General features: G+C 52.1%; 20 protein-coding genes. 6 read left to right on the top strand and 14 right to left on the bottom strand.

The annotated features are described in order from the left end of the window. Window positions 1-12 precede the first annotated feature (12 nt). The 8 genes from rpsC to rpsJ are packed head-to-tail and all read right to left on the bottom strand — an operon-like array spanning window position 13 to window position 4190. The gene (gene rpsC, locus MXE39_RS01165; RefSeq protein ID WP_246975849.1) at window positions 13-813 is read right to left on the bottom strand and encodes a 30S ribosomal protein S3; all 801 of its coding nucleotides are present in this window, start codon (window positions 811-813) and stop codon (window positions 13-15) included. A gap of 12 nt (window positions 814-825) precedes the next feature. Continuing rightward, entirely contained in the window at window positions 826-1161 is a 336-nt protein-coding gene (gene rplV / locus MXE39_RS01160; RefSeq protein ID WP_246975852.1) for a 50S ribosomal protein L22, read from the bottom strand. 11 nt (window positions 1162-1172) lie between these two features. After that, window positions 1173-1448 carry a 30S ribosomal protein S19 gene (gene rpsS, locus MXE39_RS01155; RefSeq protein ID WP_246975855.1) on the bottom strand — a complete coding sequence of 92 codons (276 nt, stop codon included), beginning with the start codon at window positions 1446-1448 and terminating at the stop codon, window positions 1173-1175. Between the two features lie 19 nt (window positions 1449-1467). Next, complete coding sequence (gene rplB, locus MXE39_RS01150) at window positions 1468-2283, bottom strand: 50S ribosomal protein L2 (RefSeq protein ID WP_246975858.1); 816 nt, start codon at window positions 2281-2283, stop codon at window positions 1468-1470. After that, window positions 2283-2594 (bottom strand): 50S ribosomal protein L23, encoded by a 312-nt coding sequence (gene rplW, locus MXE39_RS01145; RefSeq protein WP_246975860.1) that lies wholly within the window; start codon window positions 2592-2594, stop codon window positions 2283-2285. The genes rplB and rplW overlap by 1 nt, the downstream gene beginning before the upstream one ends. Next, window positions 2591-3205, bottom strand: a complete 615-nt coding sequence (rplD, locus tag MXE39_RS01140) for a 50S ribosomal protein L4 (RefSeq protein WP_246975863.1) — start codon at window positions 3203-3205, stop codon at window positions 2591-2593. Before rplD ends, rplW begins: the two co-directional genes overlap by 4 nt. 17 nt (window positions 3206-3222) lie before the next feature. After that, window positions 3223-3861, bottom strand: coding sequence for a 50S ribosomal protein L3 (rplC, locus tag MXE39_RS01135; RefSeq protein ID WP_246975867.1), 639 nt, complete (start codon window positions 3859-3861; stop codon window positions 3223-3225). Window positions 3862-3878: 17 nt separating this feature from the next. Next, complete coding sequence (gene rpsJ / locus MXE39_RS01130; protein ID WP_021890106.1) at window positions 3879-4190, bottom strand: 30S ribosomal protein S10; 312 nt, start codon at window positions 4188-4190, stop codon at window positions 3879-3881. Between the two features lie 817 nt (window positions 4191-5007). On the opposite strand from rpsJ, the gene MXE39_RS01125 reads away from it, so the two are divergent. Then, window positions 5008-6069 carry a glycosyltransferase family 2 protein gene (locus tag MXE39_RS01125; protein ID WP_246975871.1) on the top strand — a complete coding sequence of 354 codons (1062 nt, stop codon included), beginning with the start codon at window positions 5008-5010 and terminating at the stop codon, window positions 6067-6069. Window positions 6070-6300: 231 nt separating this feature from the next. Here the strand turns inward: MXE39_RS01125 and trxA are convergent, their stop codons facing one another. The 3 genes from trxA to MXE39_RS01110 form a co-directional block, all read right to left on the bottom strand. Next, a complete protein-coding gene (gene trxA, locus MXE39_RS01120; protein WP_246975874.1) occupies window positions 6301-6630 on the bottom strand; it encodes a thioredoxin in 330 nt (109 codons plus the stop codon). A gap of 627 nt (window positions 6631-7257) precedes the next feature. After that, complete coding sequence (locus tag MXE39_RS01115; RefSeq protein WP_246975877.1) at window positions 7258-8202, bottom strand: UDP-2,3-diacylglucosamine diphosphatase; 945 nt, start codon at window positions 8200-8202, stop codon at window positions 7258-7260. Window positions 8203-8577: 375 nt separating this feature from the next. After that, window positions 8578-9087 (bottom strand): peptidylprolyl isomerase, encoded by a 510-nt coding sequence (locus tag MXE39_RS01110; RefSeq protein ID WP_246975880.1) that lies wholly within the window; start codon window positions 9085-9087, stop codon window positions 8578-8580. A gap of 86 nt (window positions 9088-9173) precedes the next feature. Here MXE39_RS01110 and cysS point away from each other — a divergent pair, with 86 nt between their 5' ends. Together cysS and pyrE are read left to right on the top strand one after the other, a co-directional pair. Then, the gene (gene cysS, locus MXE39_RS01105; RefSeq protein ID WP_246975883.1) at window positions 9174-10550 is read left to right on the top strand and encodes a cysteine--tRNA ligase; all 1377 of its coding nucleotides are present in this window, start codon (window positions 9174-9176) and stop codon (window positions 10548-10550) included. 235 nt (window positions 10551-10785) lie between these two features. Next, window positions 10786-11427, top strand: coding sequence for an orotate phosphoribosyltransferase (pyrE, locus tag MXE39_RS01100; RefSeq protein WP_246975886.1), 642 nt, complete (start codon window positions 10786-10788; stop codon window positions 11425-11427). Between the two features lie 222 nt (window positions 11428-11649). Here pyrE and MXE39_RS01095 read toward each other — a convergent pair whose 3' ends face one another. The 3 genes from MXE39_RS01095 to MXE39_RS01085 form a co-directional block, all read right to left on the bottom strand. Then, window positions 11650-12498: an epoxyqueuosine reductase QueH gene (locus MXE39_RS01095; protein ID WP_246975889.1), complete on the bottom strand. Its 849-nt coding sequence runs from the start codon at window positions 12496-12498 to the stop codon at window positions 11650-11652. A gap of 185 nt (window positions 12499-12683) precedes the next feature. Next, entirely contained in the window at window positions 12684-14960 is a 2277-nt protein-coding gene (locus tag MXE39_RS01090; protein ID WP_246975892.1) for an ABC transporter transmembrane domain-containing protein, read from the bottom strand. A 260-nt stretch (window positions 14961-15220) separates the two neighbouring features. After that, a complete protein-coding gene (locus tag MXE39_RS01085; RefSeq protein ID WP_246975895.1) occupies window positions 15221-16237 on the bottom strand; it encodes a D-alanine--D-alanine ligase in 1017 nt (338 codons plus the stop codon). Window positions 16238-16652: 415 nt separating this feature from the next. Between MXE39_RS01085 and MXE39_RS01080 the strand changes: the two genes are divergently transcribed. The 3 genes from MXE39_RS01080 to MXE39_RS01070 all read left to right on the top strand — a co-directional run bounded on the left by MXE39_RS01080 (window position 16653) and on the right by MXE39_RS01070 (window position 23138). After that, the gene (locus tag MXE39_RS01080) at window positions 16653-17636 is read left to right on the top strand and encodes a YicC/YloC family endoribonuclease (RefSeq protein ID WP_246975899.1); all 984 of its coding nucleotides are present in this window, start codon (window positions 16653-16655) and stop codon (window positions 17634-17636) included. Window positions 17637-18124: 488 nt separating this feature from the next. Next, complete coding sequence (locus MXE39_RS01075) at window positions 18125-19231, top strand: glycosyltransferase family 9 protein (protein WP_246975902.1); 1107 nt, start codon at window positions 18125-18127, stop codon at window positions 19229-19231. A gap of 343 nt (window positions 19232-19574) precedes the next feature. Next, complete coding sequence (locus tag MXE39_RS01070) at window positions 19575-23138, top strand: DUF2813 domain-containing protein (RefSeq protein WP_246975905.1); 3564 nt, start codon at window positions 19575-19577, stop codon at window positions 23136-23138. The last annotated feature ends 323 nt before the right edge of the window (window positions 23139-23461 follow it).

The following is a 23461-nucleotide window of genomic DNA, read 5'->3' as shown; positions in this document are numbered from 1 at the left end:
ATCTATCCTCCGTTACTCAGCAGCTGGGGCTTCAGCAGCCTGGGCAGGCTTCTTCTGGCCCTGAGCGCGGTCGTTGCGACCACCACGGCGGTTGTTGCGTGGACCGTTGTCATTGCGGCGACGACCCTTGCGGTCTGCTGGAGAAGCATTGCGATCCTCAGCTTCCTCCTGGTTGAGAGGTAACTGACCTAATACTTCACCCTTGAAGATCCAGACCTTAACACCGATTACACCGTAGGTAGTAACAGCCTCGGATAATGCGTAGTCGATATCAGCACGTAAGGTGTGTAATGGTACACGGCCTTCACGTAACCACTCGGAACGGGCAATTTCAGCACCGCCCAGACGGCCGGAAACCTCAACCTTGATACCCTTGGCGCCAACGCGCATTGCGTTCTGGATGGCCTTCTTCATGGCGCGGCGGAACATTACGCGGCGCTCGAGCTGAGAGGCGATAGAATCGGCAACTAACTTGGCATCGAGATCAGGCTTACGTACTTCGCTGATGTTTACCTGAGCAGGAACACCGGCAATATCGGTAATCTTCTTGCGAAGCTTCTCAACGTCTTCGCCCTTCTTGCCAATGACAATACCAGGACGAGCAGTGTGGATGGTTACACGGATGCTCTTGGCTGGACGGTCGATGACAATCTTAGAAACAGAGGCGTTCTTAAGTTCCTGAGTTAAGTACTTACGAACTTCGAAATCGCTCTTGATATTGGCTGGGAAATCCTTGGTGGATGCATACCAGACCGATGAGTAAGGCTTAGTAATACCAAGTCTTATTCCAATCGGATTTACCTTCTGACCCATCTTAAGCTCCTGTTAGCGCTCAGCAACGTAAATTGAAATGTGAGAGGTTCTCTTCACAATACGATCAGCACGGCCCTTGGCACGTGGCATGATGCGCTTGAGAGATGGACCCTCATCGATCATGATGCGGGAAACAACCAGCTTGTCGGCGTTTAAACCGGCGTTGTTCTCAGCATTGCTGACGGCTGAATTTAATACCTTGTAGATTAAAGCAGCAGCCTTGCGTGGGCTGAACTTTAACAGGTCAATAGCCTTGTCAACAGGCATACCGCGAACCTGATCAGCTACTAAACGGGCCTTCTGGGCAGAGGTACGAGCAAAACGATGTACAGCCTTTACTTCAGTCATTGTCTACTCTCCTACTTGCCCTTCTTGTCCGTAGCAGCGTGGCCACGGTAAGTACGGGTAGGGGCGAATTCGCCCAGCTTGTGACCTACCATTTCATCGGATACGTATACAGGTACGTGCTGACGGCCATTGTGCACAGCAATCGTCATACCGATCATGGCAGGAATAATCATTGAACGGCGGGACCAGGTCTTGATTGGCTTCTTGTCAGCGCCTGAAGCTGCCTGTTCAACCTTCTTCAATAAGTGCGCGTCAATGAACGGGCCTTTCTTTAAAGAACGTGGCATGTTATTTCCTCACTAACGATTAACGGTGACGAACAATGTACTTGTCAGTACGCTTGTTCTTGCGGGTCTTGAAGCCCTTGCATGGGGTACCCCATGGTGAACGAGGCTGAATACCCTTGTTGCGGCCCTCACCACCACCATGTGGGTGGTCGATTGGGTTCATGGACATACCGCGAACAGTAGGACGAACACCACGCCAGCGGTTGGCACCAGCCTTACCTAACTGACGGAGCATGTGCTCGGAGTTACCTACTTCACCGATAGTAGCGCGGCCGTTAGCGAGAACGCGACGCATTTCACCAGAGCGCATACGTAAGGTTACATAGTCACCTTCACGGGCGAGGATCTGGCAGAAAGAACCGGCAGAACGTGCAAACTGAGCACCCTGGCCTGGAACCAGCTCAACAGCGTGAACTGAGGTACCAACAGGGATGTTGCGCATAGGCAGGGCGTTACCTACCTTGATTGGGGCGCCATCACCGCTCATGATCTTGTCGCCAGCCTGCAGGCCCTTAGGAGCCAGGATGTAGCGACGCTCACCGTCGGTGTACAGAACCAGAGCAATGTGAGCAGAACGGTTTGGATCGTACTCGAGACGCTCAATGCGGCCCTCGACACCATCCTTCTGACGCTTGAAATCGATTAAACGGTAGCGCTGCTTGTGACCACCGCCGATGTGACGGGTAGAGATGTGACCGTAGTTGTCACGGCCGCCGGTCTTACGCTTCTCAACAACCAGTGAAGGTACTGGACCGCCCTTCCACAGATCAGGATTCTTGATCTGAATAACGTGGCGACGACCTGCGGAGGTAGGCTTAGTCTTAATGATAGCCATTATTTGCTCTCCTTGTCAGATGCCTCAAAGAGGTTGTTGATGCTAGAGCCCTCGGCGAGAGTAACGTAGGCCTTCTTCCAGTCGGAACGGGAACCGATACCGTGAGAAGAACGACGCTTCTTGCCCTGTACGTTTAAGGTACGGACAGTCTCTACCTGAACATTGAAGATACCCTCAACAGCCTTCTTGATTTCGTCCTTGCTGGCATCCTTTAATACCTTGAAAACCACGGTATTTTTCTGCTCTAAACGCTGGGACTTCTCAGTGAAAACAGGGGCGCGAAGGATGTTCATTAAACGAGCATTCATCATTTGGTGATATCCTCCTCAACCTTCTTGAGGGCAGCGGCGGTAATTAATACCTTGTCGAAGCCGACGAGATTTACCGGATTGAAAGAAGCGGTACCTGGCTGGCAGACCTCAACCTTGTACAGGTTACGGGCAGCGAGGAATAAGTTCTCGTTGAACTCTTCAGTTACGATGAGAACCTGCTTTAATTCCAGATCCTTGAGCTTGCTGACCAGAGTCTTGGTCTTGTGGTTCTCGAGCTTTAAATCCTCGATAACAACAAGACGATCCTGACGGACCAGCTCGGAGAGAATGCTCTGCATGGCAGCGCGGTACATCTTGCGATTTACCTTCTGGGACCAGTCTTGTGGCTTGGCAGCGAAGATGGTACCACCGGCACGCCATAATGGAGAACGTGAAGAACCGGCACGGGCACGACCAGTACCCTTCTGGCGGAAAGGCTTCTTGCCGCCGCCTGAAACCTCTGAACGGGTCTTTTGCGCTTTAGTTCCAGCACGAGCGGTACTTAGGTAAGCAACAACTACCTGATGTACCAGCGCCTCATTGAACTCGCGACCAAAGGCAGTGTCAGATACCTCCAGTGGCTTGCCGGCGCCAATCATCTTTAATTCCATGATTCCTTTACCTCAGGTTAAGCTTTAACACTTGGCCTTACGATCAGATCCCCGTTATTGGCACCAGGAACAGCGCCCTTTACGAGGAGCAGGTTACGCTCAGCATCGATGCGAACGAGGTCTAAGCACATAACAGTGACCTTCTCGCCACCCATGCGGCCAACCATCTTCTTGCCCTTGAACACGCGACCTGGAGTCTGGTTCTGACCAGTTGAGCCAGGAACACGGTGGGAACGTGAGTTACCGTGAGTAAAGTCCTGAGTACGGAAGTTATAACGCTTAACAGTACCAGCAGTGCCCTTACCCTTTGACTGGCCAGTGACATCTACCTTGCTGACACCCTCTAAAGCGTCTACCTTGATCTCAGAGCCAACTTGATACTTCTCAAGCTCGGAAGGCTCTAAACGGAACTCCCATAAACCGCGACCAGCAGTAACACCGGTCTTGGCAAAGTGACCGATTTCAGCCTTGGTCATGCGGGAAGCCTTGCGCTCACCGGTGGTTACCTGAATAGCAGTGTAACCATCATTCTCCAGATTCTTGATCTGGGTGACGCGGTTTGCCTCAACCTGAATTACAGTTACTGGAACTGACTTACCGTCCTCGTTAAATACGCGGGTCATTCCAAGCTTGCGGCCAATTAAACCGATTGACATTGTAATTTTCCCCCTCGTTAGCGAAGGCTGATCTGAACATCTACGCCAGCAGCAAGATCAAGACGCATTAAGGCATCAACAGTCTTCTCTGTAGGCTCCACGATGTCTACTAAACGCTTGTGGGTACGGATCTCGTACTGGTCACGGGCATCCTTGTTGACGTGTGGGGAGATGAGGATGGTATAGCGCTCCTTGCGGGTTGGGAGCGGGATCGGACCGCGAACCTGAGCGCCAGTGCGCTTAGCAGTTTCAACGATTTCAGCAGTCGAATGGTCGATTAATCTGTGGTCGTAGGCCTTGAGGCGGATCCGAATTCTTTGGTTCTGCATTACAGACTCCGAAAATAGAAAGAACACGTAGACACATGCCTTCCTGCCCCTATTCACATTGATGGAATAAGAACAAGAGGACGGTCTATCATACAGGTCTCCCAAAATCAGGGAGAGTAACTCAGCCACAGTCTTAATACTGGAGGGCTGGACTGTGCAATTTATGGGATTTAATTACCACTTGTGACGTGGCGCACAGATTTTGTGGGGCATATTATACCGATAAAAATGCGGTTTGCAATACGGATTCGAAGTTTTTTTGCCTTTTTACCATATTTGTAACCCTGCCGCACACCGGTCTGCCCCTATGCCCACGCAAGCCGGCATAACCAGCACTCAAACCCAAATGGACAGCAGGCAGCACATGGACATACTCACCATTTTGAGACTCCGTGCTGTGTTCTCACATGGCCACTCCATGAGTAAACCCGTGCCGTGTTCTCACATGGCCACTCCATGAGTAAACCCGTGCCGTGCTCTCATATCGCGACTCCATAGGGAGACTCCACGCAGTTTTCTTATATGGTGACTCCATGGTGAGGTCTCATGGGGAAACATTGTGTGGATACTGCAGTGCCAGATGGGCAGGTACTGGTACTTTTAGTCTGTTTTGTGGGATTATTAGACAAATTGACAGTTGCTACTGTGTTATCGGCTTATATAAAGGCTCTATCGACAATCTGATCTGGATCCCAGTTACAGAAATACAGATGAAATTTTTCGATATATTTGATATTTATGAGTTGCAGATCAACGACATAAATGGTTACTTTTTCCATACTTGGATCCATGTTTACTGGTAACTGGATGAATCCCTATGTCAAACATACTTGTATCTGTTGTTATACCCGTTTATAACAGCGCCGATGTCATGGACGACCGCTGCATGCATGTTTTTGATCAGACTCTTGAGGACATTGAGTTTATCTTCGTCGATGACTGCTCTGAAGACGGTTCCTACGAGCGCCTCCTCAGTTATAAGGAGAGATTCAAAGACAAAAATATCAAAGTCCTGCGCAATGAGAAAAACCTGGGAGCCGGTCCAACCCGTAATGCTGGCCTGAGCGTTGCCACAGGCAAGTACGTATACTTTATTGATGCTGACGACCAGATGGTTGCCACGCTTCTTAGCGAAGCCGTCGAGAAGATGGAGGCCGAGCAGTCAGATCTGCTCTTCATTGCCCACTCTCATGAGACCGGAGACAGGGTTATTACCCACCATCTACCCCTGCATGCCATCAACACACACAGCATTGAATCAATCAGGATGCATGCAGCTCACCTGCCTCACAATCCATGGACCCGTGTGATAAGAAGAGAGCTGATGACAGCTAATAACATCACTTTCCCTGATATCAGAAATGGTCACAGCATGTGCTGCTCACTGCATATGCTGCTGTGCGCAGAGAGGGTAAGCTTCCTTGATGAGGTTCTGTACCGGCATATCTTCACGGAGAACTCACTGTCGCTGCGCCGCCGCCTGAGCTGCATTTTTGAGGTCTACAACTATAACTGTGCCCTGATAAGAAAGTACGGCTATTACGAAAAGCTCCATCAGTCGGTATTCATCGAACTGCTCAAGGGCTATACCCATGGCCTTATGAGGCTGGGAGAACAGGAAAAGCTCGCCCTTACTGAGAGGTTCTTCAGTTCCCCTGACGCCATGACCAACCTCAATGAGCTGATGAGCAGTTTTACCTTCTGGGAAAAGAAGCCTTTTTACAAGCTCGTTCAGCGCGCAACCGGCAAAGACTTCCGCCGAACCATACGTGAAAGGCACATACTCTTCCTCAAATGCCAGATAGCCAGGAAGTACTACCATAAGCTTCAGGTGCGCCAGAATCAGTCTGCGCAGCCAGCCATAGAGCAGGGCCAATAATCAGAACGCTGCATCTGCAGGCCCTGGTGCAGGTGCCACCGCCCTGGCCTCCTTTCCATGATGCCCCCATCCGGCACAGGTGGACCTGGAGGCCCTGGCCGGAGCGGAGGTCGGAGCAGCGGCCTCGTCAAGAGAGGCTGGCAGCCTGATTTGCGACCAATAAAAAAGAGCGCATGTGCGCTCTTTTTTATTTGGGCCCGCTGCAGGCCCGATAAGAAATCACTGTACTGATTACTTGCGTAAAGAAGTAGCAATGAAGTCCTTAAGATCAGCCTTGGAGATAGCACCGATGTGCTGGCCAACCATCTCACCGTTGTTGAAAACTAACAGTGTAGGAATGCTCATGACCTGCCACTTGGTAGCTGCAACCTGGTGCTCGTCGATGTTGATCTTGCAGATCTTGACATCGTCCTGCTCAGCAGCAAGCTCATCAAGGATAGGGCCTACCATACGGCAAGGACCGCACCATGGAGCCCAGAAGTCGAGTAATACAGGCTTGTCGGACTTTACAACCTCAGACTCAAAAGTATCATCTGTCAGATGTACAATTTTGTCGCTCATAAATCTACTCCTAAGAAATTATGCTGGTGGATATCTTAGCATACACCAGGCAAAAGCAATTGAGATAAGCGCATTAAGTTGACAAATTAATGCAAGATAAATCCGGAATTACTCAGGCAGTCCATGTCACAGGCGGGGCAAATTCCCAACAATACTGATTTTACAGGCTGCTGACCCCAAATAAAAAGGCATATTCCACAGTGCAAGATTCCGCAAGTGCTTAAATTAACACACTGTATTATAGTTGCATACCCAGGCACCAAATTAATGCCCAGGACATCAAATATAGCCTGTATTTCCGGCAACTCGTCACACAAGACAGCCCGGCAAATCACAGTGCAAAATCAGGCGCCTGGTCAGGCTCCAGACCTAAATAAAGCCTGGTGCAAAGTCAGATACAAGGTCATGAACAAAGCCCGGGGCAGAGTCAGGTACAGGGTCATGAACAAAGCCCGGTGCACAGCCACATGCACTTCCCCTTCAGCCTGCTGTCTGGAAAGCCCCTTTAACATACACTCGCAACTCTCTACCCCTGCTCTTACAAGCTCCACCGGCCTCAGCCTGACTGAGCACTGAGACTGGGCAATGGTGCGCAGCACACCTGGCCTGCATCCACTGTCTCCGGCCCTATAAAGTTGTGCCTGAGGTCTCTGCCTCTGCAGGAGAATCTGAAGGTTGCGCTGCCGCAGCGGCTAATGGGGCGGCAGGGGCGGTCTGGGCGCCCGGACTGATCTGGCTGGCAGGAGCGGTCTGGGCGGCCGGGGCGGTCGTTAGGCTGTGGTGAATCCTGCCGGTCTCAAGGAGCTCCTGAACCGGTCTTTCAATCATCTCGCAGTTGCCGTGCTCATCAACGCACAGGCAGCTGTAGTTCTGGCCCCATGAGCCCATAACGTATCGATGGTCATAATCCTCATGCTCGCCGGCAAAGCTGCTGAACTCATGAATGTGTCCGTGAACTACGTCTGTAATGCGCAGGCTTTCCTCACCAGGGCTTTCCGGTACGTAGTCCTTGCTCTGATCACGGCACATCTGCGATACCGACTCCGGTACCACTCCATATATATCAGGGTCACGCCTTGAGCTGTAGGCCTCCTGGCTTTGCTCCCTTATTCTGGAGGCAATGGCGCGCCTTAGCGAAAGAGGCAGTGAGCGGAAGAGCAGCTGCAGCCATGGCTGGTTTACAGTTCGGTGGTAGCGCAGATAGGAGCGGTCATTGGTACAGAGCAGATCACCATGGGTAAGCAGCATCACATGTCCAAAACGCCTGATAACAGTATGCTCATCAAGCAGTCTCATGCCCAGGATATCAGCCTCCTGCCCGGTCATGAGAAAGTCTCTGTTACCCCTGACAAAATATGAGGCAATGCAGCGCTCCTTTGCCTGATGGAGCACTTTTGAAACCCTGTTCTGTGCCTCATTATGACTGTCCAGTCCTACAAAGAAGTTGAACAGATCACCAATAATGTACAGTTCATCGCCGACATTGAGCGCTGCGACGAAAGTTTCAAATGCATCAAGCAGTGTGCTGTTAGACGCCGCAAGGTGAAGGTCAGCTGTTATATATATGGCCATCCATCTTTCCTCGTAAACCGGAAATACAGACATCTCATGCGGACGCTGTTATGTCCATATGAAAAAAGGCCTGATGCCCGTATAAGATACAGACCTCAGACCCTCTTATTCTAAATGATACAGTATCCGGCTTAGCCATATCGACAGATTCAGCACTGTCTGGCACAGCTGTCATATCTGATGACATGACCTGCAGTGCCGCAGATGCCTCTTGTGTGCCGGTGCAGCCATGGTGGCAGCCAGGCACTGACATGGCAGCGGCCTGGGACAGCCGGTATGGCTGCCGGGTGTGGCCGGTATGGCTGCCGGGAGTGGCCAGCCTGGCTGCGGGCAGCCATGGGCGCAGGAGCGGCAATGACTGCTCAAAGTGAGCTGTTACTCAGGAATGGAGTCGATTTCTTCAGCGGACTGAATGATAACTGTCTCAACTGGAACATCGCGGTGTGGGAACCACTTGTTGTTGTCAGTCTTAACAGACTGGATCTTTAATACAACGTCTTCGCCCTTTACGACCTTGCCAAATACGCAATAGCCCCAGTTCTGCTCCTTCATGTTGTAGTTGAGGAAGTCGTTATCAACGGTGTTGATGAAGAACTGGCTGGTTGCAGAGTGAGGATCGTTGGTACGTGCCATGGCAATGGTGAACTTGTCATTGGCAAGGCCATTGTCAGCCTCGTTCTTGATAGGGGCATCGGTATCCTTCTGCTCCATATCAGCAGTCATGCCGCCACCCTGAATCATGAAGCCAGGAATGACGCGATGGAAGATAGTGTCGTTGTAGAAGCCCTTCTTTACATAGTTTAAGAAGTTCTCACAGGTAACAGGTGCCTTCTCGGTGTTTAACTCGATAACAATATCACCAAGATTTGTCTTAATGATTACCATTTCTAACCCTTGCTTGATAAAATTAGTGCTCAAATTACTAATACCTAACTTTAGCACATCAGACAGCCAGTTTGTGTGAGATTAATATGCTACAGATTCACAATACCCTCACCCGACAGAAAGAGGACTTCGTCCCTCTTGTCCCAGGTGAGATAGGCATGTATGTATGCGGCGTAACCGTATACGACCTGTGCCACATTGGTCATGCCCGTACCTTCGTATGTTTTGACATGATTGTCCGCTACCTGCGCCATCGCGGTTACAAGGTCAAGTATGTCCGTAACATCACCGACATCGATGACAAAATCATCCGCCGCGCCAATGAGAAAGGTATCGACCCACGTGAGCTGTCTGAGAACTTCATCAAAGAGATGTACAGCGATTTTGACCGCCTCAATATCGCCCGTCCAGACTTTGAGCCACGAGCAACGGAAAACATCCCTGAGATCATTTCCCTGGTAGAAAAGCTCATCAGCAAGGGCTTTGCCTATGTTGCTGACAATGGCGACGTCATGTTCGCCATCGACAGGTTTAAGAACTACGGCCGACTGTCAGGTCAGAAGCTCGAAGAGCTTGAGGCCGGTGCCCGTGTTGAGGTACAGAAGTCCAAGCGCAATCCTTTTGACTTTGTGCTCTGGAAGATGGCCAAGCCAGGTGAGCCTGAGTGGGACTCCCCATGGGGCAAGGGCCGTCCAGGCTGGCACATTGAGTGCTCTGCCATGAACTCCAGACTGCTGGGTAACAAATTTGATATTCATGGCGGCGGCTCAGACCTTATCTTCCCGCACCACGAAAACGAAATTGCCCAGAGCTGCTGTGCTCACGATACCAGCTACGTCAACTACTGGATGCACTCCGGCATGGTGATGATTGATGATGAAAAGATGTCCAAGTCCCTGGGCAACTTCTTCACCATCCGTGATGTCCTTGAGCAGTATGATGCCGAAACAGTCAGATACTTCCTGCTTTCTGCCCAGTACCGCAGCGCCCTGAACTACTCTCAGGATAACCTCAATAACGCCCGCGCTTCTCTGTCCCGTCTGTATACAGCACTGCGCGACGTCAAGATCGGACCTGCTGCCGGTGGTGAAGAGTTCGTTGAGCGCTTCAACACCTTCATGGACGATGACTTCAACACTCCTGGAGCCATTTCTGTGCTGTTCGAGCTGGCCAAAGCTGTAAACACTTCCTCAGGCGCCGAGGCTGAGGGCCTTGCTGGCCGACTCGTCGAGCTGGGCGGCATCCTCGGACTTCTGTATCAGGATCCTGTCAAATACCTCCAGGGTCAGACAGATGGTGCCAGTGATGATGAGACAGCTCTGATTGAGTCCCTGATTGAGCAGCGCCGTGAGGCCCGCGCCCGCAAGGACTTTGCTGCAGCTGACGAGGCCCGCAACAAGCTGACCGAGATGGGCATTGTGCTTGAGGACGGCCCTTCAGGAACCACCTGGCGCCGTGCCTGATAACCACAGTCGGCCACAGCAGGCGCAAAGCCTGCCTCAGTGCAGGCACCGCGCCATTTGCCCGTCCGTCCGTCATTCAGCCACCACCCAGGTGGCCGGCAGGCAGCATGGCGGCTGGCAGCATGGCGGCTGGCGAAGCCTGGCGGACTGCCCGGCTTGCTAAGTGACAAGACCAGCAGAATTTTTTCAATCAAACAGCCTGGATATCCGGGCTGTATTTTTATGGAGAGCAGCAATGCAGGATTACCAGCGCAGATTTATTGAACTTGCTCTGAAGCGTGGTGTTTTAAAGTTTGGCAGCTTTACCCTCAAGTCAGGCCGCCAGAGCCCATACTTCTTCAATGCCGGAGGCTTCTGCACAGGTGAGGATCTTTACACCCTGGGCTCCTGTTACGCCCATGCCCTGGTGGACAGCAAAATCTCATTTGATGTGCTTTTTGGACCTGCCTACAAGGGTATTCCTCTTGCCTGCGCCACAGCCATGGCTCTGAGCTCCGAGCACAAGGTAAATGTGCCATGGTGCTTTAACCGTAAGGAAGCAAAGGACCACGGTGAGGGCGGCAACCTGGTAGGTGCTCCGCTCAAGGGCGACATTATGCTTATCGATGACGTTATCACCGCCGGCACTGCCATTCGTGAGTCCGACGCCATCATCAAGGCCAATGGAGCCCACTTCAAGGCTGCCCTGATCGCACTTAACCGCAAGGAAAAAGGCCAGACCGACGAGAGCGCCATCGATGAGGCCCGCCGTACTCTGGGCATAGAAATTGTCTCCATCGTATCCTTTGATGATCTGGTTACCTACATCAAGGACGATGCCCAGCTGAGTGCCCACCTTGATGACATGATTGCCTACAGAGAGCAGTACGGAGCCTGATAAGTCCGCCCCGCTTGCCTGCAAGGTCATTGCCTGCATGCCTGACATCCCCTGGCATGATAAGGCCTGGCTGGACAGGGCATGGTCAGACCGTTGCCGGACTGCAATGGCCTGACCCGACCTGATCCGTCCAGGCCGGATCTGGCCTGAGGCTGTAAAAAAGGGACAGCCTCTGAATGGGGGCTGTCCCTTTTTTGTAACCAGAATTGAGCTTACTGCTGATTAGCACATGCAGTTCATGTCCTGCTTGAGATCAAATGGCAGGTCTTTGGCAGCTTCGTCAATCATGCCGGTTGCAGCATCAACTGCAGCTGCGGCACTTACCATGGCGGCAGCCTGAGCCTCGCGGCCTGCTGCTGTGGAGCATGATGCACCGGCAACAGCACCAGAGCCGGCTACGGCGTCGCTGTCAGCACCTACAGGAGCATTAATGCCTCTGATGGTCTCAGGAGCGTCCTTCTGCCAGGCGTCGTTATCCCTTGAGTAGATGCAGCCGCAGTACAGCTGATTGTAGAAGTTAAACTCCTTTACCAGCTGATAACGGCGGGTTACCAGACCCTCCTTGCGCCAGTCCTCGCTCCAGTAAGGAACGCCGCTGGCCTCCTGAGCTGCAAAGCCGGCAGTATCTACCTGCTTCTTGTTCTTCCAGCGGGAGGTTGCAAGGGTAGTGGTGAAATGGGAAAAGCCGTGCTCTTTGGCATACATGGCAGTTGCCAGCAGACGGTCGCCAAAACATACAGAGCAGCGGGCACCACGCTCCGGCTCATGCTCCAGGCCTTTAACCTTGGCAAACCATGGCTTGGGATCATACTCAGGGATGATGTAGTCAAACTCAAGCAGCTTTGCCAGCTCAATGAGCTCATCGCGGCGCTTTTCGTATTCGGCACGTGGGTGAATATTAGGATTGTAGAAAAACAGAGTAGGACTGATGTTGTGATGCTTGAAGCACTCAAGAACTGCACCGCAGCAAGGGGCACAGCAGACCTGCATAAGCAGACTGTTCATACCCTCAGGAATCTTGAGCTCACGCTTAGGGGTATTACCAAAATCATCAGGCAGGGTTAAAGGCATATGTCCAGAATCCACATGTTATTGTCGAATGTTACACCCTATCAGATAGACACCAAAAAACAAGGTCAGGACTTCATCCTGACCTTTTTTATCGTCATTTCCACGCCCTGAGCAGGTCTATGGGAATGTCATTGCTGTCTGGCTGGCTGCAAAGCCCCGGCCGGTCCGCCGGAGCCAGCCTCCGGCTACCTTACAGACCCTGTGCCTGCCATGGCAGGCTCTGCTGCCGCAGTCGCAGCGGCAGCCCCGGCAGCTGAAGCGGCATCAGGCGATGCTGCGCCGACGGCTTCCGCGCTGGTTGCGGCTACAGCGGCTGTCTTGAACTGGGAGTTATACAGATTTGCATATGCTCCGTTGGCTGCAAGCAGCTGCTCGTGGTTGCCCTGCTCAACTATGTAGCCGTCGTTGACCACCATAATGATGTCAGCATCACGTACGGTAGAGAGACGGTGGGCAATAACCAGAGTGGTACGGCCCTTCATCAGGCTGTCCAGAGCCTTTTGCACTACCTTTTCCGAGCGGTTATCAAGAGCTGAGGTAGCCTCATCCAGAATTACCAGAGGAGCATTTCTGATAATGGCTCGGGCAATGGCTACACGCTGCTTCTGGCCGCCGGACAGACTTACGCCGCGCTCACCTATAGTGGTGTCAAGGCCGTCTGGCAGTGTGCTGATAAACTCATCGAGAAAAGCACTTCTGACGGCATTTTCCAGCTCCTCTTCGGTAGCATCAGGCTTGCCGAACATAATGTTCTGTCTGATGGTTCCAGCAAAAAGGAAGTTATCCTGGAACACGTAGGAGACCTGGCTGCGCAGAGACTCCAGAGTGTACTCGCGAATATCGATACCATCGATTTTGATGGTACCTGAGCGCACTTCATAAAGACGGGTAATCAGGGAGCATACGGTACTCTTGCCGCCACCTGAGTTGCCCACCAGGGCCACTTTCTGGCCCTTTCTTACCTTGAAGCTGATGTCCTTGAGCACATCGGTCTCTCCTGTATAGGAGAATGCAACATGGGAGTACTCAATGCTGTCTCTGATACCCTCAAGACGGATATTGCCCTCGTTCTTGCCGCTTTCAAAGGACTCATACTCAAGCAGCTGATTGATACGGTCAAGAGCCAGCAGGGCGGTCTGCACCTGGATGTAGTTGTTGCCAATGCTCTTTAAAGGGGTGTAGAGCATAATGAGCGCTGCAAGGAAGGAGACGAACTCACCTGAGGTAATCTCGCCTCTGATAATCATGTCCACGCCAAAGTACAGCACGGCACCTACACCAAGTGAGCTGACAAGGTGCATTACAGGTGAGAGCCAGTTGGTGTCACGCACCATCTTCATGCTCATCTTGAACAGAAAGACAGCCTGCCCCCTGAAGGTCTCATACATATAGTCTTTGAGATTGAAGCATTTGATAACACGTGAGCCTGAGGTGGTCTCGTTATAGAAAGTGATAAGGCCTGTAGATGCTGATACTGACTTGTTAACGATTTTCTTGATCTTGCGGCGCACGATACGCATAGGCAGGATGAGGAAGAGCACCACGCCTATGGCAATAATGGTCAGCTCCCAGGAGTTATACAGCAGCACGCCAATGAGCGAGAGCGAAGAAAAGAGCTTGGTCAGGAAGAGTTTGAAGTTGGAAATCAGGCCTGATGATGCGGTTTCGGCATCGTTGAAGAAGCGCATGATTACTGAGCCGGAGTTGTTGGCGTCATAAAAGCGCGTATCAAAGGACAGGAGCTTGCTGTAGAGTTTTGATCTGATAAGCAGATTGATGGCACCGCCCACATAGCTGTTCACAATGGACGACAGGTATATGAACAGGCCCTGTATCAGGGTAAAGCCGATGATTACCAGGGGTACATAGTAGGCAGCCTCAACATTCTGAGCGACCATGACATTGTCGGTAAAAGGCTTGAGGAAAAGCGCAATAACAGCATCGAGTGCGCCTACAGGAATGGTCAGAGCAATGCCCAGCACAGCCATCCAGATATATGGCTTTAAAAACGGCCAGAACAGCTTGTAACCACGGATAAATGAGGTCGATTCCTGAGCCGACAGGTCACTGAGCACTATTGGGTGATACTGACTTTTCATGGCCTCCTGAGCAAGCTTTCTTTCATGCTCCAGATCCTCAGCACTTTCAGCTGCAGAGCCAGCAGCGGATGCAGTGGCAGAGCCAGCTGCTGATGCAGCGGCATCAGCGGAGGCAGATGCGGATGCAGAGGCCCCAGCCGTGGCGGACTCAGCGGCAGGTGTTGCGGCAGCGGCATCTGGCGCTGCAGCGTCGGACTGGGCTGGCTGTACCCCATCCTGGTCCTTTGCAGTGTGCTCCTTTGCTGTATTCAGCGGCTTTTCAGGGCAGGTGCTGTCCTGAGCGTTCAAGGCATTGCCTGAAAGTGCAGATGGTTTGTCCATGGTTTTGGCATTATCAGAATTGTGCTTCTCATGATCGGTCATGCAGCAAGGAACCCCTGTCTAAAAATGAAATGTCAGACTGTGCAGCTGCGCTGCTCCGGGAAAAATAAAATCACTGTCCTGACCATCTGACAGCCGGAGGGCCGTTATCGCTGATGTCAGGATACAGTGACTGAAAATTTGTCCTGCCTGCAGAGCCCTTTGTGGCTGATGTTGCAGGTGGATATGCAGGTGCCAGGTGCCGGAGCAGCGCCAGGTGCCGGAGCAGCACCAGGATGTCCTGGCCCTGCATCAGGGGACGTTTATACGCCCTCTTTGATAGCCTCGTTGACGCAGTCGGTGAGGAAATCAGACATCTTAATGCCGCTGTGCTCAACCAGCTTAGGGAACATGGAGATTGGTGTCATGCCCGGGAAGGTGTTGATCTCATTGATGTAAATCTGGCCGTCCTTTGCCAGGAAGAAATCAATGCGGGAAAGGTGACGCAGGTGCAGACCACGGAAGGCGCGCTCAGCCATGCTGTGGATAATGCTCAGCTGCAGCTCGTTGATACCTTCGGCCACTACTGTAGTAGTGGAGCTGCTGGTTGAGCTGTACTTTTCATCGAAAGTATAGAAGCGGTCTTCTGGAATGAAGATTTCACCTGGGCTGGTCAGATGCAGCCTGCCCTGATACTCAAAGGCTGCAACCTCGAGCTCACGGTGCTCCACAGTCTTTTCAATCAGCACCAGTTCACTCAGGGCAATGGCATCCTTGAGAGCTCTGTCGAGATCGTCCTCACTGGTTACATGGTAGCAGCCAATTGAGGACCCCTGGTTTGCTGCCTTGACATAAATATCGCCGCCAAAGTCCTTGAAAGCCTCATGGGCTTTGCGCAGGCTGCTCTCGCTGAGATCGCCAATAAACATGGAAGGAGTGTTGTCGATCTTAAGAGCATCAAGGTAAAACTTGGTGGTTACCTTATTAAAACAGTTGATGCTGGCCTCACCACGGCATCCGATGTATGGAACGCAGTGCAGCTCAAGCAGGGACTGAATGTCACCGGTCTCTCCTGGGAAGCCGTGCAGGCATGGAACGGCACAGTCGATACTTACAGTAGAGGTACTGCCATCAGCTGCAGTGATGACAAAGCTGTTACCTGTCGTAAAGTAGCCCACGGCGCCATCAGCAAGATTAAACTGATGATTATGCAGCACACAGCTGATAACCTTGAACTCACTGTTCTTGCTCAGCTGCTCTTCAACATACTTTGAGGAAATAATGGAGATATCGTGTTCAGAGCTGTCGCCGCCTGAAATTAACAGAATATTCTTAGCCATGGTCTACCAACGTCATCAAAACAACATGAATACGACGCTCTGCAGGTAAGGCTCGCCAGCCTGACCAGGATGCAGAGAGTGCGGTAATGACATGCATCAAAATTACAAACAGGATCTTAACGATCTTGGCCCCGCATTTAAAGCTAAAATCGCATTTTTGTCATAAAAACTGGCCCTGCCATGCAGACTGTGTATGTCCCATTGGGGCATGATATTTCCAGCATCCGTGACAGCGGCGTAAATCCGGCTTGCTGACGGGATCAAACAGCCAGTCGATACTTGTTAGATTTGGTCCAGTGGAATTATCATGTAGCCTGTTTTCTGCCGTTGCCAGGCTGCATATTCACAGTGCTGCCCGGCCGGAAAGAACCCGCGCATAAGCCTGCCGTCTCTAACTGTTAGGAGTACCCTGTCCGTGTCTTCCAATGATCTTAATTCTGCAGTTAACAGCTGCTCTGATGAGTGCGGCATAGTGAAAAGCATGACCGGCTTTTCCTCTGTCCACAGAGCTGATACCAGGGGCTCACTTATCATCAGCATCAAAGCTGTAAACAGCCGCTATCTGGAAACTGTATTCTCAAGCAACTGCGATCTGGGGTCACTGGAGCTTGAAATGGGACGTCGCCTCTCTTCAAACATCAAAAGAGGCAAGCTCAATATCTCAGTGAACTGGACTCCTGCCGGTGCATCAGAGCTTACCCTCAACAGACAGATGCTCAAGTCAATGATCTCCCGTCTTGACGAGATGCATGAAGCGATGAGCTCAAGTGCCATGGTAAAAAGCGGTCTTTACAGCATCGATCCTGTTGCCCTGCTCAGCATGCCAGGCATGATTCATGGTCTCATAAAGAGTGATGAGGGCAGCTCTGACAGTGAGGCAGTAGTACTAGATGAGCAGCTGCAGGCTCTTTTCATGGAAACCATGGATGAGGCCATAGCAAAGTTCGATGAGCAGCGTATTCGTGAAGGTCAGGTACTCAGAGAGGTTATGACTGAGAAGATAAACGCCATTCACGAACTGCTGCACGTGGTCGACAGTCAGCGCCATGAGCTTGTTGAGCGCGAGCGCTGCCGCATGCTCGAAAAGATTGAGGCCATGAAAATAGACATCCCGGCTGAGCGTATCCACTCGGAAATTGCCATGCTGGCCCAGAAGTATGACATTGCCGAGGAGTATGACCGCCTCAACTGTCACCTCAAGACTGTAACCGACATTCTCAATACCTCAGCTGGCAGTTATGCCCCGGCCGGTAAGAAGCTCGATTTTCTTATGCAGGAGCTGATTAGAGAGTCCAATACTCTGGGCTCCAAGGCCGCAACAGTAAATCTGGTTAATATAGCCGTTGAGCTCAAGGTTCTGGTCGACCAGATGCGCGAGCAGGTCCAGAACATCGAGTAAGTCACCTGAGGTCGCAATCTCCGGCACCCACAAGGCATTTGTCATACATGCTGTGCTGCCTGCCTGTCAGATGTACAGGCACGCTCTGCCTGTCAGATGTACAGGCACGCTCTGCCCGGCAAAGGCAAGGCAGACGCAGCCGCAGCTGCATCTGCAGCATCAGCCATCATGATTACCAGCTGTTATATACTTACATGGTTCCCGGTGCTGACAGCGCAGCAGTACGCCCGGCCAGCGCCATGACCACAGGGCCATTCTTGATCATGCTGCGCAGGCTGAGCCATGACACGCAGCGCCGCTCATAGTCGGCCACTGCCTGGCACCCCATAAAACACGTCACTGTTTGCTTTATAAAGCATATCAGCAGAACGCTGCATTACCTGTCGCTTAATGTCATGTGGCAGATTCAAGGCATTCATTAACTTTTTTCAGGACGCCCCGGCTTGCGTTTCATACTATGAGGCGGCAGGTCAGGTGCAGGTTTTAAGATGAAAATCAAAGCTAAAAGAATTCTCTTCACCGCCCACTCTGGCCTTGGAGACACCCTGCTCTATATTCCAGCTCTGAAAATCATCAGGCAAATGTATCCTGATGCCGAGCTGGTCTGCCTGGTCAATGGTATTGCCCGTGACCTTTTTGAATGCATTGATTTCATTGACAAAACAGTACACGTATTTGACCGTCCTGAACATGAGGTCGAGGAGCTTCTGATTAAGGAAGCCAATGGCTATGAAGATGAGCATGGCGTGCATCCTGTTGCTGATGTCATTGTGCTTACCCACCGCCAGAAGAGTGTTATTAAAGCCGCCCTCAAGTCAAAAAGCCCTATGGTACTGACTTTCAGCTATCTGCCGGCTCTTTATACCCCACGCCTGCATTTCACTCCTCATTTCAGCCGCAAGAAGCAGCAGGAAATCTTCTGCTACCAGAAGCTGATCCGTCAGCTCAATCCGCCCCTTTACGATGAGGCCTTTGAAAAGGCTGACTTCAATGACATCTGCCTGAAAGCTGATGAAGCTGTCAGGGAGAAAATTGTATCTGAGCTTAAGAGCCGTGGCTGGGATGAGCAAAAGCAGCCGCACCTGGTCATGATTAACCCTCTTGCAGTCACCATTACCAAGCTGGGCTTTAACTTTACCCCTGAGCAGTGGCTGAGCATGAGCAATGAGCTTGCTGCCCGTAACCCTGATGTTTTCTTCGTTGCCAGCAGCGCTTTTGAAAACGAAATAGACAGCTCCCTGCTGACTCAAAGAAATATCATTAACCTTGCCAGCCAGGGTGATATCAAAGGTCTGATTGCCCTCATCTCTCTGAGCAATCTGGTCATATCCTCTCTGACCGGATCTGCCCACATGGCAGAAAACATGTGCCGTGATGTCTGCGGCCTATGCCCTTACTTTGACTCCTTACGCTGGCGCGCCAACGGCCTGCACCAGCTGAGCATGAAACAGGCAAAGCCATCACTTAAGCCATCTGCTTACACTCACCTTGAGCTGCCTGAGGGCTGGAAAGATGATGAGGCCGGATGGCTGAAAAAATTTCAGGACCACTGCCAGCAGGCAATCGATAACATGAAAAAGGCACAGCAAAAATAGGCCTGTACCTCAGTGCATGCCTGCCGTCCCGGCTGGCAGGTCAGCATAATCAATGCTGCACTGCCTCCTTGCCTTCACGGCTTGCAGGCAGGACCTTACAGGCAGGACCTTGCAGACCAGAGCCCGGCACTATGCCGGGCTCTGTGTTTTCCGGCCTCTGACAGTCCGTTACAATCAGGTTACAACTGGTCTGCAGGCAGCCTGCAAACTTGCATCAAAAGATGTCATGCATGTTTGGACAATTCAGTCTTTGATCATCATCATGCTTATGGACAATAAGCCCGGCGCCCCGTCTTTATTCGTGATACTGTAAAGTCATTGATGAATATTTAGGGGGTGGATTATGTATCTGCAGCGAGCTGAAGTTCAGAACTTCCACGGTATCAGACATCTGACAGTGGACCTTGAAAAGGACACCACTGTACTGATTGGTGAAAACGCATGGGGTAAATCCTCACTGTTAAGCGCGCTTTATATGGTCCTGGGTCAGGGTCATAAAAATCTGTGCCGCTTCAGTCCGGATGACCTGTACATCCCAATCAGACTGAGTTCAGATTACGAGGACTCCGATACCCTGCCTGATCCGACAGCATCAGGCTCAGCCGGAGCTGCCGACCAGCCATACTCCCCTGAAAACAGAATCGACCAGAGCTGCAACGCTGCCCATGGCAGCAGATGTGACTACGTCCAGAACGATGGCAGCAGCGATGGCGGCGGCCAGGACACTGCCCATTCCCATGCTCACAGCCATGCTCAGCACGGGCGTGACAGGCTGCCTCCTGAAGCGCCTGAGTCACGGCACAATGTACATGGAGCTGACAAGCTTGACGAGCTTGGGCTTGAGGGCGTAACACCGATCAAGGTGATCAACACCCCTGAATACCAGCGCCGCTACTACAGTGTTCCGGCCCCGTCAGGTCACGGCCGCATACTGCATATTGTGGACTTCCCATGTGAGGAACCGCAAACCTGGACGGCCCGCTGCAAAAAGATGAAGAGGGATAACAGCAAGGGTAAAAAACATGCCCATGAAAGCAGGTCCCGTCATCACGGTCATGCTGATCATGGCCCCTGCAATGATGAAGCCCCTTCAAGAAGCTCAAGCCGCGAACGTATTGCCAGAGCCCAGAGCACCCTTGCTCAATGCAGTGAACTCAATCGTGAGGGACTGCAGTGTGTGCAGGAAGACCTGAACTTTTTCAGCAGCGATGTCTACAAGGACAAAGCCGATAGCATTGTCATTGACCTGTTTTTCTGCGAAAGCAAATACGGTCAGCTCAACTCTATTGAGCGCTTTGAGTGTCTTAAAAATGTCAGCTGGCGAGGCGAGGATGGCCGCTGGCGCATTCACTACAGAGTCTCTGCCTCGTTTGTCACCGACGCACAGACTGACGAAAGCGCTGAGCAGCCTGAGTTTGTAACCGTTCATGAGCTGCTCAATGAAAACGGCCGTCCCTACCCTGACTGCCAGGAGCAGGTAAGACAGCTGATTTTACTCAACCCTCTGCTGCGTCTGCGTGACCGTCGTATGTATAAGCCTCTTGAGTCTTCGAGCAAGCACGCTCAGGACCAGGACGACAGCTTCAGCATGGCCTCAGGCACCTCAATTATCAATCAGGACTTTGACAACGAGACCTGTCAGGCCATATCCCACTTCTTTGCCAGCATCGCCACAGATGAAGACCTCAACTCGGCCCGAATGAACGATGCTGTTGAGGTACTCAACACCATTGCCTCCAAGTACCTGACCAGCTACCAGACCAGCCTTGGCAATCAGGAACTTAACCCTGTCAGCGCCCGCCCACGTACTGCCCGCGAAATTATCAGCAGCCCCGTTTCCATAGCCTCACTTAGTGCCCTTAAGGCCGCTGTTGCTGATGAAAAGCCATCACGCCCCAAGCTGTTGCTGTCGCTGCTGGCTGGAGCTCTGCTCATGTCCAAGGGACAGCGCGAAATTGACGAGTACTCCCGCCCGATACTGATTCTTGAGGATATCGAAAGCCGTTTCCACCCAACCCTGCTGCTTAACCTGTGGTCCATTCTTCAGTTACTGCCAGTACAGAAAGTGGTTACCACCAACTCATCCCAGCTTCTGTCAGCCATTTCACTCAACAGCCTGCGCCGCCTGTGCAAGCAGTTCTATGACGTACGCTGCTACCGTATTCATGAAAAAGCCTTCAGCGTTGATGATGATGAGCGCAAGATTGCTTTTCACATTCGCATGAGCCGTCCGGACGCATTGTTTGCCCGCTGCTGGATTCTGGTAGAGGGAGAGACCGAGATATGGCTGCTCAATGAAATGGCCTCAGTGCTGGGCATCAACCTGGCATGTAATGGTATCAGACTTATCGAGTTTGCCCAGTGTGGCCTGGATCCTCTGATGCTTCTGGCTCGACAGCTGGGCATCAGCTTCCACGTACTTACTGATGGTGACGATGCCGGCAAGAACTACGCAGCCAAGGTCAGAAAATTTGTAGGCTCGCGCAACTTGTCTGATCACCTCAGTGTCATGCCTCATGTGGATATTGAGCACTATATGTACACCTCAGGCTTTGCTGATGTTTACCAGAAGGCTGCCGGTGTTACCCTGCGACAGATATTAAACACCAGAGCCCCGGACTTTATCTCGGACATCAATGTTTCAGACCTGATTGACCCGCAGAGTCTCAAGGAAGACCTGAGCCCTGACAACCTGCACAGGACGCTTTCCATAACCAAAAATGAAAGCGACAGACAGGACTCAGCTCCAGACCTGTCATCGCCATCAGACTCAGACATACCCCCGGCTTCTGCCTCACTCCAGGCTCAGGCCCGGACACCAGCTGCCGAAGCCAAAGCAGAACCAGCGCTGGATGCTGCTGCAGCTGCCCCTGCCTCAGCTGAGACAGACGCTGGCGCCCGCTCAGGCGCCAGCGCCGAAGCAGGTGCTGACGCACCTGCCCCTGAGGGCCAGGAGCATGAGGTGGAGCATGACAGTGCTGCTGCCAGGGAAAGCACTGAGGCTCAGAATGGTATGGAGCAGCCTGAGCTCAAGCGCAGTGACTACACGCTCAAGCATCACTCACTTAACACCATTATCAAGACCCTTATTGAGCTGAACATCAACGATACCTCTGAAATACTCAGGACCATTGTCAAAAAAGGCAAGCACAGAGGCCGCAGCTCAGGTACTGAGGTTATTGATATCACTGAAATCAGTGTCATGGACGTATCTGATCTGGAAAGCTATCTGACCCGCCAGATCAACAAGATGCCTCATAACGGCGATCGCATGACTGCCCGTCAGACCCGTATGCTCAACCGCTCCCTTAACCTGTGTGCCCGTCTTATGAAGCAGGCACGCAAGAACGAGAGCATGATCCTGCAAAAATGGTATGCAGACTGTAAAAAGGCCCAGAAAAATAGCAAAAAGAAGCGCAGTAACAACATGGCTGTTCATAACCGTCGCAGCCCTGAGAAGATGCATACAGCTTCAGCCGCAGCCAGGGCTCAGAGCCATCTGCCGGCAACTGAAATTCCTGAGTTAAAGCACAGCAGGAGGGGCCGTACTGTAACCCGCAGCCTTACTCTTGAAGAGCAGCTTCAGGCTCTGAGAAATATCAAGGCTCTTGCAGAGAAGTCTCTGATGCACCTTGGTGACAAAGACCGCGAGCACACCTTTGAAAGAGAATGCGGCCGTGCAGCCAATGCCATGTACGGCGCCCTTGATGACCAGGAACTGTCCCGCCGCAACATGAACTCTGACAAGGTTATTTCTCAGGCAATTCACAAGACAGGCAAGCCGGGACTTGCTATTCTGGCAGGTGAGGCAATGCAAAAGCGTGGCGCTGACAGCGTACCTCTGATGTTCCGCACCATGTTCCGCCGCATTAAGCGCATGGCTCAGGACGAATTTGGCCTTAACTGACAGCCAGCCTGCACCCGGACAGCAGCCCCGCTCCTCCACCTGGACAGCGGCTCCCTCGACTGCCCCAGGCCAGCCGCGAACGCCCCTCCACCCGGACAGCTTATCCCTCGACTGCACCGGGCCAGCCGCGAACGCCCCTCCACCCGGACAGCTTATCCCTCGACTGCACCGGGCCAGCCGCGAACGCGCTTCAACCTGGACAGCTGCGCCCTCGCCGTCCTGCTGCGGGCATGCGTCAGAAACAAAAAATCCCCGCAAGACTGAGATCCTGCGGGGATTTTTTTGCTGGCATCAGGCCATTAATGACCTGACGGAATGCCAGG

Source organism: Anaerobiospirillum sp. NML120511 (assembly GCF_023050955.1).
GTDB lineage: Bacteria > Pseudomonadota > Gammaproteobacteria > Enterobacterales > Succinivibrionaceae > Anaerobiospirillum.
This window is presented reverse-complemented; position numbering and strand designations above follow the sequence as displayed.